Consider the following 15,902-nt stretch of genomic DNA (forward strand, 5'->3'; position numbering starts at 1 on the left):
TCGGCCCGCCCTGAGGTGTCACGCGTGAGCACACTGGTCCAGACCCATTGACCTATGGTCCAGACCTTTCTATTCTCGGCCGCACTGCGCCACGTCATGCTCATGCTCACGACACCTCACAAGGAGGCGCACATGCGCTTCAGGCACAGAGCGATAGCGGGTCTCGCCACCCTCCTCCTCCCCCTCGCCGGCCTCGTCGGTCTCGCCACCCCCGCGCAGGCGGCCACGGCGGCGACCGCCACCTACGCCAAGCCCCAGGACTGGGGCTCCGGCTTCGAAGGCAAGTGGACCGTCAAGAACACCGGGACGACCACGATCAGCTCCTGGACCGTCGAGTGGGACTTCCCCTCCGGCACCTCCGTCACCTCCGCCTGGGACGCGGACGTCACCTCCTCCGGCACCCACTGGACCGCCAAGAACAAGTCCTGGAACGGCACCCTCGCCCCCGGCGCCTCCGTCTCCTTCGGTTTCAACGGGAGCGGCTCAGGCTCCCCTTCGAACTGCAAGCTGAACGGCGGCAGCTGTGACGGCGGCCCGTCCGTCCCCGGTGACGCGGCCCCCTCCGCCCCCGGCACCCCGACCACCTCGGACGTCACCAACACCTCGGTGAAGCTGAGCTGGAGCGCCGCCACCGACGACAAGGGCATCAAGAACTACGACGTCCTGCGCGGCGGCACCAAGGTCGCCACCGTCACCGGCACCACCTACACCGACACCGGCCTCACCGCCGGCACCGACTACTCGTACACCGTCCAGGCCCGTGACACCGCCGACCAGACCGGCCCGGTGAGCGGCGCGGCCGCCGTACGGACCACCGGCGGCGGGACCAACCCGAACCCCGGCTCCAAGGTCAACCTCGGCTACTTCACCGAGTGGGGCGTCTACGGCCGCAACTACCACGTGAAGAACCTGGTGACCTCGGGCTCGGCCGCGAAGATCACCCACATCAACTACGCCTTCGGCAACGTCAAGAACGGCCAGTGCGTGCTGGACGACGCCTACGCGGCCACCGACAAGGCGTACACCGCCGACCAGTCCGTCAGCGGCACCGCCGACACCTGGGACCAGCCGCTGCGCGGCAACTTCAACCAGCTCCGCCAGCTCAAGGCGAAGTACCCGCACATCAAGGTGCTGTACTCCTTCGGCGGCTGGACCTACTCCGGCGGCTTCGGCCAGGCCGCGCAGAACCCGGCCGCCTTCGCCAAGTCCTGCAAGGCCGTCGTGGAGGACCCCCGCTGGGCCGATGTCTTCGACGGCATCGACATCGACTGGGAGTACCCGAACGCCTGCGGTCTGACCTGCGACACCTCGGGCCCGGCCGCATTCAGGAACCTGATGTCGGCGCTGCGTACCGAATTCGGCTCGAACTACCTGGTCACCGCGGCCATCACCGCCGACGGCTCCTCCGGCGGCAAGATCGACGCGGCCGACTACGGCGGCGCCGCGGCCTCGCTGAACTGGTACAACGTGATGACGTACGACTACTTCGGCGCCTGGGCGAACACCGGCCCGACCGCCCCGCACTCCCCGCTGACCTCGTACTCCGGCATCCCGACCGCCGGCTTCAACTCGGCCGACGCGATCGCCAAGCTGAAGGCGAAGGGCGTACCGTCCGCCAAGCTCCTGCTCGGCATCGGCTTCTACGGCCGCGGCTGGACCGGCATCACCCAGTCCGCTCCCGGCGGCACGGCGACCGGCGCGGCCACCGGCACCTATGAGGCGGGCATCGAGGACTACAAGGTGCTCAAGAACTCCTGCCCGGCCACCGGCACCATCGCCGGCACGGCCTACGCGCACTGCGGCACCAACTGGTGGAGCTACGACACCCCCGCCACCATCGGCACCAAGATGACCTGGGCCAAGAACCAGGGGCTGGGCGGCGCGTTCTTCTGGGAGTTCAGCGGCGACACGGGCAACGGAGAGCTGGTGAACGCGATCAGCAACGGGCTGAAGTAGAACGGCGACCGGCTGAGGCAGCCGGCCGTAGAAAGATCACGCGACGTTGACGCTCCCCCCAGACTTCGTCCGGGGGGACCCCCACCCAGCGAGTGAAAGTGGCTACGCCACATTCACTCGCTGTCCGGGCGGGGCTGCCTCCAGCCACGCGAGGAAACCGGTCAGCGCGTCATCGCTCATCGCCAGTTCCAGCCGGGTCCCGCGGTGCAGACACGCGAGGATCACCGCGTCGGAGAGCAGCGCCAGCTCCTCCTCGCCCTCGGGGGTGCGGCGCCCGGCCACCTCGATCGCCGAGCGCTCCAGGACCCGGCGGGGGCGGATCGAGTAGGAGAAGACGCGGTACCACTCGATACGGTCGCCGTTGTAGCGGGCGACCCCGTACCCCCAGCCCTTGCCGTTCTCGTCGCTGCCGGGTTTCTCGGGGGCCTCCCAGCGGAGGCTGCAGTCGAAGGTGCCGCCGGAACGCTGGATGAGGCGCCGGCGCAGTCCGAAGACGAAAAGCCCCACCACCACGAGCGCGATCACCGACCCGCACACAGTCAGAGCGAGGACCATCGACACCGACCTCCTCGTCTCCTAGGTACTGCGACCGCTAGGTAATGGAACGTAAAAAACAGCCACATTTGCCGCAGCCGCGGCCGGATCAGGATGAAGACATCCAGACCCAGCCGCGGCTGAGGTACAGCATCACACGGCGGACGGGCTCAGCGCGCCGCCGCCGTACGCAGTCGTACATCCGCGCGGCGCTCGGCGGCGGCATCGCCCTCCGCCTTCGCGCGCTCCAGCTCTCGCTCCGCGCCCTGGACGTCGATCTCGTCGGCCAGCTCGGCGACCTCGGCCAGCAGGGACAGCTTGTTGTCCGCGAACGAGATGAAACCGCCGTGCACGGCGACGACGACGGTGCCGCCCTCACTCGTACGGATGGTCACCGGGCCCGACTCCAGCACACCGAGCAGCGGCTGGTGACCGGGCATGACGCCGATGTCGCCGGACGTGGTACGGGCGACGACCAGGGTGGCCTGGCCCGACCAGACCTCTCGGTCGGCCGCGACCAGCGCGACGTGCAGCTCAGCAGCCAAGGTGGCTCCTCGGGTCACCACCCGGCGCCTCGGCCGGGTGTTGGGTCAATTCTAGAGGGAGTACAGAGAGGGGCGGGACGCACCCCATGAGGTGTGGCCTCGCCCCCCACTGTTCACGAGTCGCCGGGCGTCAGGAGACGCCGAGCTCCTTCGCGTTCTTCTTCAGGTCCTCGATACCACCGCACAGGAAGAACGCCTGCTCGGGGAAGTGGTCGTACTCGCCGTCGATGATCGCGTTGAACGCGGTGATCGACTCCTCCAGCGGGACGTCCGACCCGTCGACGCCGGTGAACTGCTTGGCGACGTGGGTGTTCTGGGACAGGAAGCGCTCCACGCGACGGGCACGGTGGACGGTGAGCTTGTCCTCCTCGCCCAGCTCGTCGATACCGAGGATCGCGATGATGTCCTGGAGGTCCTTGTACTTCTGCAGCACCGTCTTGACGCGCATGGCGGTGTTGTAGTGGTCCGCCGCGATGTAGCGGGGGTCCAGGATGCGGGACGTGGAGTCCAGCGGGTCCACGGCCGGGTAGATGCCCTTCTCGGAGATCGGACGGGAGAGAACCGTCGTCGCGTCGAGGTGGGCGAACGTGGTGGCCGGGGCCGGGTCGGTCAGGTCGTCCGCGGGGACGTAGATCGCCTGCATCGAGGTGATCGAGTGACCACGGGTCGAGGTGATGCGCTCCTGGAGGAGACCCATCTCGTCGGCCAGGTTCGGCTGGTAGCCCACCGCGGAGGGCATACGGCCGAGCAGGGTCGACACCTCGGAACCGGCCTGGGTGAAGCGGAAGATGTTGTCGATGAAGAACAGCACGTCCTGCTTCTGCACATCGCGGAAGTACTCCGCCATGGTCAGACCGGCCAGGGCCACGCGCAGACGGGTGCCCGGGGGCTCGTCCATCTGGCCGAAGACCAGCGCGGTCTTGTCGATGACGCCCGACTCCGCCATCTCCTCGATGAGGTCGTTGCCCTCACGAGTGCGCTCACCGACACCGGCGAACACGGAGACACCGTCGTGGTTGTTGGCGACGCGGTAGATCATCTCCTGGATGAGCACCGTCTTGCCGACGCCGGCACCGCCGAACAGACCGATCTTTCCACCCTTGACGTACGGGGTGAGAAGGTCGATGACCTTGACGCCGGTCTCGAACATCTCGGTCTTCGACTCGAGCTCGTCGAAGTTGGGGGCCTTGCGGTGGATGGACCAGCGCTCGCCCTCGTACTGCTCGTCGGTGTTCAGCACCTCACCGAGGGTGTTGAACACCTTGCCCTTGGTGAAGTCGCCGACCGGGACGGAGATGCCCGTGCCGGTGTCGGTGACCGGGGCCTGGCGGACCAGACCGTCGGTGGGCTGCATCGAGATCGTGCGGACCAGGCCGTCACCCAGGTGCTGGGCGACCTCCAGGGTCAGCGTCTTCTTCGCGCCGTCCTGGGCCGGGTCGGCCACCTCGACGTGAAGGGCGTTGTAGATCTCCGGCATGGCGTCGACGGGGAATTCCACGTCGACGACCGGGCCGATGACCCGGGCGACGCGGCCCGTGGCAACGGCCGTCTCAACTGTCGTCGTCATTACCTGTCACTCCCCGCGGTCGCGTCGGCCAGGGCTGCGGAGCCACCGACGATCTCGCTGATTTCCTGGGTGATTTCGGCCTGGCGGGCCGCGTTGGCAAGGCGGGAGAGCGTGTTGATCAAGTCTCCCGCGTTGTCGGTCGCCGACTTCATCGCACGGCGCGTGGCGGCGTGCTTGGAGGCAGCCGACTGGAGCAGTGCGTTGTAGATACGGCTCTCGACGTAGCGCGGCAGCAGGGCGTCGAGGACGTCCTCCGCCGACGGCTCGAAGTCGTACAGCGGAAGGATCTCGCCCTTCGCCGTCGACTCCTCGGCCACCTCGTCGAGGCTGAGCGGCAGCAGACGGGCGTCGAGCGCCGTCTGCGTCATCATCGAGACGAACTCGGTGTAGACGATGTGGAGTTCATCCACACCACCCTCGGCCGTGTCCTTCTCGATGGCCTCGATCAGCGGACCCGCGACCTTCTTCGCGTCCGCGTAGCTCGGCTCGTCGGTGAAGCCCGACCACGACTCCACGACCTTGCGCTCGCGGAAGTTGTAGTGGGCCAGACCGCGGCGGCCGACGATGTAGGTGTCGACCTCCTTGCCCTCCGCCTGGAGGCGCGCCGTCAGCTGCTCGGCGACCTTGATGGCGTTGGAGTTGAAGGCGCCGGCCAGTCCGCGGTCGCTCGTGAGGAGCAGCACCGCGGAACGGGTCGCCGTCTCCGCCTCCGTGGTCAGCGGGTGCTTGGTGTTCGAACCGGTACCGACCGCCGTGACCGCGCGGGTGAGCTCGGTCGCGTACGGCGTGGAGGCCGCCACCTTGCGCTGCGCCTTGACGACGCGCGAGGCGGCGATCATCTCCATCGCCTTGGTGATCTTCTTGGTCGCGGTGACGGATCGGATGCGACGCTTGTAGACCCGGAGCTGGGCTCCCATGAGTCAGGTCCCTTCCTTACGTCACTTGGCCGTGGCCGGGGCGTCCTCGCCGAGAAGCTTGCCGTCCGAGGTCTCGAACTGCTTCTTGAACTCGGCGATCGCGTCGGCAACAGCGGTGAGGGTGTCGTCCGACATCTTGCCGCCCTCCTTGATGGAGGTCATGAGGCCCTGCTCCTTGCGGTGCAGGTACTCCAGGAGCTCCTTCTCGAAGCGGCGGACGTCGGAGACCGGGACATCGTCCATCTTGCCGGTGGTACCGGCCCACACGGAGACGACCTGGTCCTCGGTCGGCATCGGCTGGTACTGCGGCTGCTTGAGCAGCTCGACCAGACGCTGACCGCGCTCCAGCTGCGACTTCGACGCGGCGTCCAGGTCGGAACCGAAGGCGGCGAACGCCTCCAGCTCACGGTACTGGGCGAGGTCGAGGCGCAGTCGGCCGGAGACCTGCTTCATCGCCTTGTGCTGCGCGGAACCACCGACTCGGGAGACGGAGATACCGACGTTCAGCGCGGGGCGCTGACCGGCGTTGAAGAGGTCCGACTCCAGGAAGCACTGGCCGTCGGTGATGGAGATGACGTTGGTCGGGATGAACGCCGAGACGTCGTTGGCCTTCGTCTCGACGATCGGCAGACCGGTCATCGAGCCGGCACCCAGGTCGTCGGAGAGCTTCGCGCAGCGCTCCAGCAGACGGGAGTGCAGGTAGAAGACGTCACCCGGGTAGGCCTCACGGCCCGGCGGGCGGCGCAGCAGCAGCGACACGGCGCGGTAGGCGTCGGCCTGCTTCGAGAGGTCGTCGAAGATGATGAGGACGTGCTTGCCCTCGTACATCCACTGCTGACCGATGGCCGAACCGGTGTACGGCGCAAGGTACTTGAAGCCGGCCGGGTCGGACGCCGGGGCGGCGACGATGGTCGTGTACTCCAGCGCGCCGGCCTCTTCGAGGGCGCCACGCACGGAGGCGATGGTCGAGCCCTTCTGGCCGATGGCGACGTAGACGCAGCGGACCTGCTTGTTCACGTCGCCGGAGCGCCAGTTGTCGCGCTGGTTGATGATCGTGTCGACGGCCAGGGCGGTCTTGCCGGTCTGGCGGTCGCCGATGATCAGCTGACGCTGGCCGCGGCCGACCGGGGTCATGGCGTCGACGGCCTTGTAGCCGGTCTCCATCGGCTCGTGCACCGACTTACGGGCCATGACACCGGGAGCCTGCAGCTCCAGGGCACGGCGGCCGGACGTCTCGATCTCGCCGAGGCCGTCGATCGGGTTGCCGAGCGGGTCGACGACGCGGCCGAGGTAGCCCTCGCCCACGGCGACCGACAGCACCTCGCCGGTACGGCTGACCGGCTGGCCCTCCTCGATACCGCTGAACTCACCGAGGACGATGGCGCCGATCTCGCGCTCTTCCAGGTTGAGCGCGAGGCCGAGGGTGCCGTCCTCGAACTTCAGCAGTTCGTTGGCCATGGCCGAGGGAAGTCCCTCGACCTTCGCGATGCCGTCGCCGGCAAGGGTGACCGTACCGACCTCCTCGCGCGAGGCCGCGTCCGGCTTGTACGACTGGACGAAGTTCTCCAGCGCGTCCCGGATCTCCTCCGGCCGGATCGTGAGCTCCGCCATCTGGGTTCCCTGCTCTCCTTGTTGGGCCCGAAGTTTCACTTTGGGGGGATGCCTAAACTCCCGGACTCCCCCCTGAAAGAGGTGAATCCTCTGCACGGCCCAACCGGGCCGCAGACATACGTACGTACTGCTGTACTGCTACTTACTGCTATGAAGTTTGTGCTAGCTCGCCAGGCGGCGGCCTGCGTCCTCGAGCCGGTCAGCGATCGAGCCGTTGATGATCTCGTCGCCGACCTGGACCCGGATCCCGCCGAGAACCTCGGGGTCCACGTCGAGGTTGAGGTGCATGGCGCGGCCGTAGAGCTTCGCCAGGGCGGCGCCGAGGCGTCGCTTCTGCGGGTCGCTCAGCGGGACCGCCGAGGTGACGACGGCGACCACACGGTTCCGGCGGTCGGCGGCGAGCTTGGACAGCGACTCGAGTCCCGCTTCCAGGCTACGTCCACGCGGCGCGGTCACCAGACGCGTCACCAGACGCTCGGTGGTGGCCTTGGCGCGGCCGCCGAGCAGGCTGCGCAGCAGCTCGCCCTTGGCCGAGGCGCCCGCGGCACGGTCGGTCAGCGCGGACCGGAGCCCGGTGTTCGAGGAGACGATCCGGCCGAACCGGAACAGTTCGTCCTCCACGTCGTCGAGCGTGCCCGACTGCTGCGCGGCGGTGAGGTCGGCGATGGCGGCCAGCTGCTCCAGCGCGTCCACCAGGTCGCGGGACTGCGACCAGCGGGAGCGCACCAGACCGGACACCAGGTCGGCGGTGGTCGCGCCGACCTGTCCGCCGAGGATCCGGCCGGACAGTTCGGCCTTGGCCTCGCCGGCCTGCGCCGGGTCGGTGAGGACCCGACGCAGCGACACCTCGCGGTCGAGCAGCGCGGTGACGGCGGCCAGCTCGTCGGCGAGCCGCGCCGCGTCCACGGACGTGGAGTCCGTCAGCGCGTCGAGACGCTCACGTGCGGCTGCCAGGGCCTCGCGGCTCGCTCCGTTCATCGCGCGGCCTCGGCCTTCTCCTCAAGATCATCGAGGAAGCGGTCGATGACGCGGCTCTGCCGGGCGTGGTCCTCCAGGGACTCGCCGACGAGCTTGCCGGCCAGGTCGGTGGCGAGCTTGCCCACGTCCTGGCGCAGCGCCGAAGAGGCGGCCTTGCGGTCGGCCTCGAGCTGCGAGTGGCCGGCGGCGATGATCTCCTCGCGCTGCCGCTGACCCTCCGCACGCATCTCGGCGATGAGCGTGGCGCCCTGCTCCTGCGCCTCCTGGCGCAGACGCGCGGCCTCGTGCCGGGCCTCGGCGAGCTGAGCCTTGTACTGCTCAAGAACGCTCTGGGCCTCGACCTTCATGGCCTCGGCCTCTTCGATACCGCCCTCGATCGCGTCGCGGCGCTCTTCCAGAACCTTGTTGATGTTCGGAAGGAGCTTCTTCCAGAAGAAGAAGAACACGATGGCGAAGGCGATGGCGCCCACGAGCAGCTCGGGGCCCGGCGGAATGAGCGGGTTCTGCTCTTCCTCGGCCGCCAGCTGTACCAGGTTGGCGATCACATCAGTGCCTTTCCTTGAAAGGTTTCGATCGTCAGAGCGTCGGTCTAGTAGACGAACGGCATGACGATGCCGATGAGGGCGAGCGCCTCACAGAAGGCGAAACCGAGGATCTGGTTGGCACGGATCAGGCCGGCCGCTTCGGGCTGGCGGGCCAGCGCCTGGGTGCCGTTGCCGAAGATGATGCCGACGCCGACGCCCGGGCCGATGGCGGCGAGGCCGTAGCCGATGGAACCGATGTTGCCTTCGACAGCGGCGAGGGTCTCAAGGGCAGCCATGCTGATTCTTCCTTCTCTTTCAGGACCGGTGGGGGTTGGCCACCGGACGTTCTGGGGCTGAGGGTGGTTACGGCTCAGTGGTGCTCGGCGAGAGCGCCCTGAACGTAGGTGCAGGCCAGCAGCACGAACACGTATGCCTGGACGGCCTGGACGAAGAGCTCGAAGCCGACCATGGCCACGGCCATCACGAAGGACACACCGGCGGCCGGAACCATCCAGCTGTTGAGCAGGTACCAGGAGGCGACCGTGAACATGACCAGCATCAGGTGGCCGGCGAACATGTTGGCGAACAGTCGCACCGCGTGGGTGAAGGGGCGGACCAGAAGGTTCGAGAAGAACTCGATGACCATGACCAGCGGCAGAACGGGGCCGAGCGACTTGTCGTAGCCGGTGACGTTCTTGAAGAAGCCCACGAAACCGTGCTTCTTGAAGGTCAGCGAGACCCACACCACGTAGACGATGGCGGCCAGGACCGCCGGGTAGGCGATGATCGACGACACCGGGAACTGTGCCAGCGGGATCACGGACCAGATGTTCATGATCCAGATGAAGAAGAACAGCGAGACCATGAAGGGGACGAACTTCTCCCCGTCCTTCTTGCCGATGGTCTCGTAGACGATGCCGCGGCGTACGAAGTCGTAGCCCGCCTCGCCGATCATCTGCAGCTTGCCCGGGACCACCTTCGCCTTACCGAAGGCGAGCGTGAAGAAGGTGATCACCAGGAGGGTGGTGATCAGCGCGAGCAGCATCACCTTGTTGAACTCGAACCCGCCGACCGTGGCGATCGGCTTGAAGAGGAACGAGTGCAGGCCCGGAGCCGGGAAGCCACAGCCGTTGTCGGACATGATCCGACAGCTCCAGTCAAAGGCGAGCTGGGTCCGGTCAGCACTCACCACGGGCTCCTTCGGCGTGACGCATGGGTACGGCAACCTCGTTGTGTCGGCGCGGCGCGCAGCCGCGGGTCGGCACTGGACTGGTGTTACGGATGTGGGGGCGGCTGGGGGGCATCAAGCCTCGCGATTGAGCAGGCGTCAGCTCAGATGCCCGCGCCCGCGATGCCGCAGTTGGCACCGGACGATAGCAGGAGTTCGCACACGCCCTTATCCCGGCCCTACTCCTCACGACGAGTGCCCCGATTTTTCGGGCTTGCTGCCCGTCGGCGCATCGGGTTCGACATAGAGGATCTTGGCCTTCATGTGCGCGCGCGTCTGTGCCGCGATCCACACGAGGGTGGTGGCGACGAGCGTGAACGCGAAGGCCCGGGGGTGGAACAGAGTGGTGTCCTTGAATGCGGACAGAAAGATGAACAACAGCAGAATCTGTGCCGCGTAAAGCATCAGCCCCATCATCTGGAACAGATGAGGAAGCGATTTGGCTGTGCGCTGCAGAACGTAGAGCCCGATTCCCATGAAGAGGATCGTGATCACCGCCGCGACGATGGCGCCGAGGGCCCCCTTGCCTCCGACGACCACACCGCTGATGACAGCGGCGATCGCGCCGGCGGCTGCCGTGGGTACGGCGGCCTGAAGAAGGGTCCGGACGTCATTGGACGGCATGGCGGCAACTCCGCTTGCTGAGGGGGCAGGGTGTCGTCATGGACGAGCGTAGACCCCGGGGGCGAGCGGAAATCTCGCGGCAATGGACCGTCGTATTGCGGTCCTTCGACTCTGTCCCGGGTTCTCGTGAACCGTATCACAAACTATTTGATGAGGTCTTTACCTGAATGCTGTGCCAGGTGTCACACATGAGAGTGAACCTGCCCACCTGTGCAGAATCATGGCCGACTTGTCTGGTATAAGACCGGTTTGCTCGGTCAGGCTCTTGTATGGCATCGGCAAAGTGTTAGTCAGATTCTTACCTTGCCGTCAGCGCGACGCCCCGCCCCTCCGCCCCCACGACGGACGGCCGGAGGCCGTGTGCGGCGTACCGCACACGGCCTCCGGCCGGTTCTCGAAGCAAGGTGACGAGGGCCCTGGCGGAGGGCCCCGGTTCAGCGGCGCGCGCCCGCCGGGCTGCGTTCCGCTTCGTGCGTACGGCCGCCGATCGCCGTCGCGCCGTTGAGGGACGGCGTCCAGTCGGGGACGGGCTCCGCGGCGACGGCCGGTACCGCGCGACGGCGGTAGCGGGGCGGTACGAAGCGTTGCGCCCAGCGGGGGGCGCGCGGGGTGAAGCGGGGCAGCAGGAGCAGGAAGAGGCCGACTCCGCTGAGCATGGCGATGGCGAGGACGATCCACATCGACGCCGCGTTCACGGTGTACGCCAGGGTGCCGAAGGCGATGACCGCCGACCAGAAGTACATGATCAGCACGGCCCGGCTGTGCGAGTGCCCGACCTCCAGGAGCCGGTGGTGCAGATGGCCCCGGTCCGCGGCGAACGGCGACTGGCCGCGCCAGGTGCGGCGCACGATCGCGAGGATCAGGTCGGCCGCCGGGATCGCGATGATGGTCAGCGGCATCAGCAGCGGGATGTAGACCGGCACCATCGAGTAGACCGTGCTGCGCTCCGAGCCGTACAGACCCATCACGTCCGGGTCGACCTGCCCGGTGATGGAGATCGCGCCGGCCGCCAGCACCAGGCCGATCATCATCGAGCCGGAGTCGCCCATGAAGATCCGCGCGGGATGCATGTTGTGCGGCAGGAATCCCAGGCACATGCCCATCAGCACGGCCGCGAACAGCGTGGCGGGGGCCGCGGCCTCGATGCCGTAGCTGTACCAGAGGCGGTAGGCGTACATGAAGAACGCGCCGGAGGCGATGCACACCATGCCGGCCGCGAGACCGTCCAGGCCGTCGACGAAGTTGACCGCGTTGATGGTGATGACGACCAGGGCGACCGTGAGCAGGGTGCCCTGCCACTGGGTCAGCGCGACGATGCCGACACCGGGGACGGGCAGCCACAGGATCGTCAGACCCTGCATGACCATCACGCCCGCGGCGATCATCTGCCCACCGAGCTTGATCAGGGCGTCGATCTCGAACTTGTCGTCCAGGACGCCGATCAGCCAGATCAGCGCGGCCCCGGACAGCAGCGCGCGCGGTTCGTTGGACTCGGCGAAGACCTCGCTGAGGTTGGTCAGATGGTCGGCGACCAGCAGGCCGGCGCACAGTCCGAAGAACATCGCGATGCCGCCGAGGCGGGGCGTCGGTTCTCGGTGCACGTCGCGCGCACGGATCTCCGGCATGGCTCCGGCCACGATCGCGAACTTCCGCACCGGCCCTGTCAGCAGGTACGTCACCGCGGCCGTGATGCAGAGCGTCAGGAGGTATTCACGCACGGGCTTCCCCACAGGTCTCGCTGGCCATCTCAGCCCCACACCCTAGCGATGCGCGCATATGGTTGGGGACTTCCGGGTAGCGACGATGGTTGCACGTCATGCTGTGCCCGGTGGTGCGTCTACCCCGCCTCAGCGCGGATACGGCGGAAATCTTCCGGCCAGATCCCGCACTTCTTCACGCGTCCGCTTGCCGTCCCCGCCGTCCCGCAGCACCCCCGCGAGCAGGACGGCGAGCCGTGTCATCTCCGCCTCGCCCATGCCCTGGGTGGTCAGCGCGGCGGTGCCGAGCCGTAGGCCGCGGGCGTCTCCATGGGGCAGCGCACAGCAGTCGAGGACGATCCCGGCCGCCGCGAGGCGCCCCCGCGCGGTCCGGCCGTCGACACCGAGCGGCGCGGGATCGACGGTGAGGAGGTGGGTGTCGGTACCGCCGGTGACGACCACAAGGCCCTCCTCGGCCAGTCCACGGGCCAGGACGCGGGCGTTCGCGACCACCTGATGGGCGTACGCGGTGAAGGCCGGTGTTGCCGCCTCACCGAACGCGACGGCCTTCGCGGCGATGGTGTGCATCTGCGCGCCGCCCTGGGTGAACGGGAACACCGCCCGGTCCACCCGCTCCGCCAGCTCGCTCCCGCACAGCAGCATCCCGCCGCGCGGCCCCCGCAGCACCTTGTGTGTGGTGGCGCACACGATGTCGGCGTACGGCACCGGACTGGGCGCCGCTCCCCCGGCGACCAGACCGATCGGATGGGCCGCGTCAGCGATCAGATAGGCGCCCACCTCGTCGGCGACCTCGCGGAAGAGCGCGTAGTCGATGTGCCGGGGGTACGAGATCGACCCGCACACGATGGCCTTGGGGCGGTGCGTACGGGCCAGGGTGCGCACCTGCTCGTGGTCGATGAGCCCGGACTCCGCCTCGACCCCGTACCCGACGAAGTCGAACCAGCGCCCGGAGAAGTTCGCGGGCGACCCGTGGGTGAGATGCCCGCCGAAGTGCAGGCCCATCGCCAGCACGGTGTCACCGGGGCGCAGCAGCGCGGCGTACGCGGCGAGCACGGCCGAAGACCCGGAGTGTGACTGCACATTGGCGTGCTCGGCCCCGAACAGCGCCTTCGCCCGCTCCACGGCCAGCCGCTCGGCGAGGTCCACCATCTCGCAGCCACCGTGGTACCGGGCCCCCGGATAGCCCTCCGCGTACTTGTTCGCGAGCGGCGACCCCAGCGCGGCCAGCACGGCGGGCGAGGTGAAGTTCTCGGCGGCGACGAGCTGCAACGTCGTCGCCTGCCGATCCAGCTCCCCGAGCAGGATGTCGGCCAGCTCAGGGTCCTGCCGCCGCAGGACATCGGCCTCGAGAACAGGGGTGACCGACATGATGGACTCCGGGGCGTCGACGATGACGTAGCACCAATGTAGGCCCGCCGGTCCCGCGCCGCCCGGTGTTACGCCCGAGCCGGCACCCCTGTCAGCGCCGTCACCACCGGGTCCAACGCCTGGTTTATCTCGTCGCCCACCGACTGGAAGAACGGCAAGGGGGCCCCGTACGGGTCGTACACCTCGTCCGCCTCGGCGGTCGGGGCCAGAAGCCACCCGCGTAGAGCCGCCGCAGCGCGGACCAGCGCACGCGCGCGTACGACCATGCCCTCCTCCAGGGGAGGCAGCGTGGTCGGGTCGATGGCGCGGACCAGGCGGGTGAACTCCTTCAGGGTGAAGGTGCGCAGGCCGGCGGAGTGACCCATGGAGATGACCTGGGCCCGGTGGTCACGGGTGGCCGTCAGCACCAGGTCGGCCCGGATGACGTGCTCGTCCAGCAGCTCACGCCCCGTGAAGCCGGAGGCGTCCGCGCCGAAGTCCGCGAGCACGGCCTCCGCGTTCGCCTCCATGGGCGCCCCCTCGTGCCCCCAGGTCCCGGCGCTCTCGACGACCAGACCGCCCCACAGCGGATCCCCGAGCCGGTCCGCCAGGGCATGCCGGGTCAGCCGCTCGGTGATCGGTGAGCGGCACACGTTGCCGGTGCTGACGTGGAGGATGCGGAAGGTGTCACGCGGCAGACCCGTGAAGGTCCGTGTCTCTTCCCCGTCCCATATGCCACGCCCCGCGTCAGGGGCCGTCAATTCGCCACCTCAAGGTCGGGTACGACCTTGCGGAGCTCCTCCGCCGACAGGGCGCCCGCGCGCAGCAGCACCGGGACCTTGCCCGTGACGTCGACGATCGAGGACGGCTCGTTGCCGGGCGTCGGACCGCCGTCCAGGTAGACGGAGACGGAGTCGCCGAGCATCGCCTCGGCGGCGTCGCAGTTCTCCGGCGCCGGGTGCCCGGTCAGGTTCGCGGAGGAGACCGCCATGGGGCCGACCTCGGTCAGCAGCTCGATGGCGACCGGGTGCAGCGGCATGCGTACGGCGACCGTGCCCCGGGTGTCACCGAGGTCCCACTGCAGCGACGGCTGGTGCTTGGCGACGAGGGTCAGCGCGCCCGGCCAGAAGGCGTCGACCAGTTCCCAGGCCATCTCGGAGAAGTCCGTGACGAGGCCGTGCAGCGTGTTCGGGGAGCCGATGAGCACGGGCGTGGGCATGTTGCGGCCCCGGCCCTTGGCCTCCAGGAGGTCGGCGACGGCCTCGGAGGTGAAGGCGTCCGCGCCGATGCCGTACACGGTGTCCGTCGGCAGCACCACGAGCTCGCCCCGGCGGACGGCGGACGCGGCCTCGCGCAGACCGGTGGCGCGGTCGGTCGCGTCGTTGGTGTCGTATCGCCGTGCCATCTAGCGGGCCTCCTCGTACACGTACTGCTGCTGGGGGGTTGTCGTCGGGCGCGTGCCCGTGCTCGTGCTCATCAGGGCAGCGCCTTGCGGGCGGTCGCGAACCGCGGCCGGTTGTTGAGGTCCGGGTGGTCGGCCGCGTCGGCCCAGCCCCGCTCCTCGGTGAAGATCCACGGCACCTGGCCGCCCTGGGTGTCGGCGTGCTCGATGACGACGACACCACCGGGGCGCAGGAGCCGGTGCGCTGTGCGTTCGATGCCCCGGATGAGGTCCAGGCCGTCCTCCCCCGAGAACAGGGCGAGTTCGGGATCGTAGTCGCGGGCCTCGGGAGCCACGTACTCCCACTCCGTGAGCGGGATGTACGGCGGGTTGGAGACGACGAGGTCGACCTGGCCGTCGAGGTCGCGGAAGGCGTCGAGGGCGTTGCCCTGGCGCAGGTCGACGCGTGAGCCCGCCATGTTCTTGCGGGTCCACTTCAGGGCGTCCTCGGACAGCTCCACGGCGTGCACGCGCGAGCGCGGCACCTCCTGGGCGAGGGCGAGGGCGATGGCACCGGAGCCGGTGCACAGATCGACGATGAGCGGCTCGACGACGTCCATCGCGCGGACGGCGTCTATGGCCCACCCGACCACCGACTCGGTCTCCGGCCGGGGCACGAACACCCCTGGCCCGACCTGAAGTTCGAGGTAGCGGAAGTAGGCGCGCCCGGTGATGTGCTGGAGCGGTTCGCGGGCCTCGCGGCGGGCGATGACCTCCCAGTACCGGGCGTCGAAGTCGGAGTCCTTGACGGTGTGCAGCTCGCCCCGCTTGACGCCGTGCACGAACGCGGCGAGCTCCTCCGCGTCGTTGCGCGGCGAGGGCACGCCGGCGTCGGCCAGGCGCTGGGTGGCCTGGGCCACTTCCGCGAGCAGCAAGCCGCGGGGGTTTGGGGGTCGCCCCCCAAGATGATGC

16 protein-coding genes are annotated in these 15,902 nt (G+C 68.5%); 1 reads left to right on the forward strand and 15 read right to left on the reverse strand.

What is annotated here, in order from left to right; translation table 11 throughout:
• Positions 1-132: 132 nt before the first annotated feature.
• Positions 133-1,956, forward strand: coding sequence for a glycosyl hydrolase family 18 protein (locus ABT147_RS37300; RefSeq protein WP_351414739.1), 1,824 nt, complete (start codon positions 133-135; stop codon positions 1,954-1,956).
• Between the two features lie 102 nt (positions 1,957-2,058).
• Here ABT147_RS37300 and ABT147_RS37305 read toward each other — a convergent pair whose 3' ends face one another.
• The 15 genes from ABT147_RS37305 to prmC all read right to left on the reverse strand — a co-directional run bounded on the left by ABT147_RS37305 (position 2,059) and on the right by prmC (position 15,865).
• Positions 2,059-2,511, reverse strand: coding sequence for a DUF2550 domain-containing protein (locus tag ABT147_RS37305; protein WP_351414742.1), 453 nt, complete (start codon positions 2,509-2,511; stop codon positions 2,059-2,061).
• 149 nt (positions 2,512-2,660) lie between these two features.
• On the reverse strand, positions 2,661-3,035 hold the full coding sequence (locus ABT147_RS37310; RefSeq protein WP_351414744.1) for a F0F1 ATP synthase subunit epsilon: 375 nt from the start codon (positions 3,033-3,035) through the stop codon (positions 2,661-2,663).
• A gap of 130 nt (positions 3,036-3,165) precedes the next feature.
• Complete coding sequence (atpD, locus tag ABT147_RS37315) at positions 3,166-4,602, reverse strand: F0F1 ATP synthase subunit beta (RefSeq protein ID WP_351414746.1); 1,437 nt, start codon at positions 4,600-4,602, stop codon at positions 3,166-3,168.
• Positions 4,602-5,519 carry a F0F1 ATP synthase subunit gamma gene (locus ABT147_RS37320; protein ID WP_351414749.1) on the reverse strand — a complete coding sequence of 306 codons (918 nt, stop codon included), beginning with the start codon at positions 5,517-5,519 and terminating at the stop codon, positions 4,602-4,604. The genes atpD and ABT147_RS37320 overlap by 1 nt, the downstream gene beginning before the upstream one ends.
• A 21-nt stretch (positions 5,520-5,540) precedes the next feature.
• Positions 5,541-7,130 carry a F0F1 ATP synthase subunit alpha gene (atpA, locus tag ABT147_RS37325; protein WP_351414751.1) on the reverse strand — a complete coding sequence of 530 codons (1,590 nt, stop codon included), beginning with the start codon at positions 7,128-7,130 and terminating at the stop codon, positions 5,541-5,543.
• Positions 7,131-7,292: 162 nt separating this feature from the next.
• On the reverse strand, positions 7,293-8,108 hold the full coding sequence (locus ABT147_RS37330) for a F0F1 ATP synthase subunit delta (protein ID WP_351414753.1): 816 nt from the start codon (positions 8,106-8,108) through the stop codon (positions 7,293-7,295).
• Positions 8,105-8,653, reverse strand: coding sequence for a F0F1 ATP synthase subunit B (locus tag ABT147_RS37335; RefSeq protein ID WP_351414756.1), 549 nt, complete (start codon positions 8,651-8,653; stop codon positions 8,105-8,107). Before ABT147_RS37335 ends, ABT147_RS37330 begins: the two co-directional genes overlap by 4 nt.
• A gap of 44 nt (positions 8,654-8,697) precedes the next feature.
• Positions 8,698-8,928 carry an ATP synthase F0 subunit C gene (atpE, locus tag ABT147_RS37340; protein ID WP_105970730.1) on the reverse strand — a complete coding sequence of 77 codons (231 nt, stop codon included), beginning with the start codon at positions 8,926-8,928 and terminating at the stop codon, positions 8,698-8,700.
• A gap of 74 nt (positions 8,929-9,002) precedes the next feature.
• The gene (atpB, locus tag ABT147_RS37345) at positions 9,003-9,821 is read right to left on the reverse strand and encodes a F0F1 ATP synthase subunit A (RefSeq protein WP_502983226.1); all 819 of its coding nucleotides are present in this window, start codon (positions 9,819-9,821) and stop codon (positions 9,003-9,005) included.
• A 225-nt stretch (positions 9,822-10,046) separates the two neighbouring features.
• Positions 10,047-10,484: a Cg1360 family ATP-synthase-associated protein gene (locus tag ABT147_RS37350; RefSeq protein WP_351414759.1), complete on the reverse strand. Its 438-nt coding sequence runs from the start codon at positions 10,482-10,484 to the stop codon at positions 10,047-10,049.
• Between the two features lie 434 nt (positions 10,485-10,918).
• Positions 10,919-12,202, reverse strand: coding sequence for an MraY family glycosyltransferase (locus ABT147_RS37355; protein WP_351414761.1), 1,284 nt, complete (start codon positions 12,200-12,202; stop codon positions 10,919-10,921).
• Between the two features lie 129 nt (positions 12,203-12,331).
• Positions 12,332-13,570: a serine hydroxymethyltransferase gene (gene glyA, locus ABT147_RS37360; protein ID WP_351414764.1), complete on the reverse strand. Its 1,239-nt coding sequence runs from the start codon at positions 13,568-13,570 to the stop codon at positions 12,332-12,334.
• Positions 13,571-13,638: 68 nt separating this feature from the next.
• A complete protein-coding gene (locus ABT147_RS37365; protein WP_351414766.1) occupies positions 13,639-14,310 on the reverse strand; it encodes an arsenate reductase/protein-tyrosine-phosphatase family protein in 672 nt (223 codons plus the stop codon).
• A complete protein-coding gene (locus tag ABT147_RS37370; RefSeq protein WP_046705585.1) occupies positions 14,307-14,954 on the reverse strand; it encodes an L-threonylcarbamoyladenylate synthase in 648 nt (215 codons plus the stop codon). The genes ABT147_RS37365 and ABT147_RS37370 overlap by 4 nt, the downstream gene beginning before the upstream one ends.
• 71 nt (positions 14,955-15,025) lie before the next feature.
• Positions 15,026-15,865 carry a peptide chain release factor N(5)-glutamine methyltransferase gene (prmC, locus tag ABT147_RS37375; RefSeq protein ID WP_351414769.1) on the reverse strand — a complete coding sequence of 280 codons (840 nt, stop codon included), beginning with the start codon at positions 15,863-15,865 and terminating at the stop codon, positions 15,026-15,028.
• Positions 15,866-15,902 lie beyond the last annotated feature (37 nt).

The sequence above is a fragment of the Streptomyces sp. NPDC001868 genome (assembly GCF_040297125.1).
Classification (GTDB): domain Bacteria; phylum Actinomycetota; class Actinomycetes; order Streptomycetales; family Streptomycetaceae; genus Streptomyces.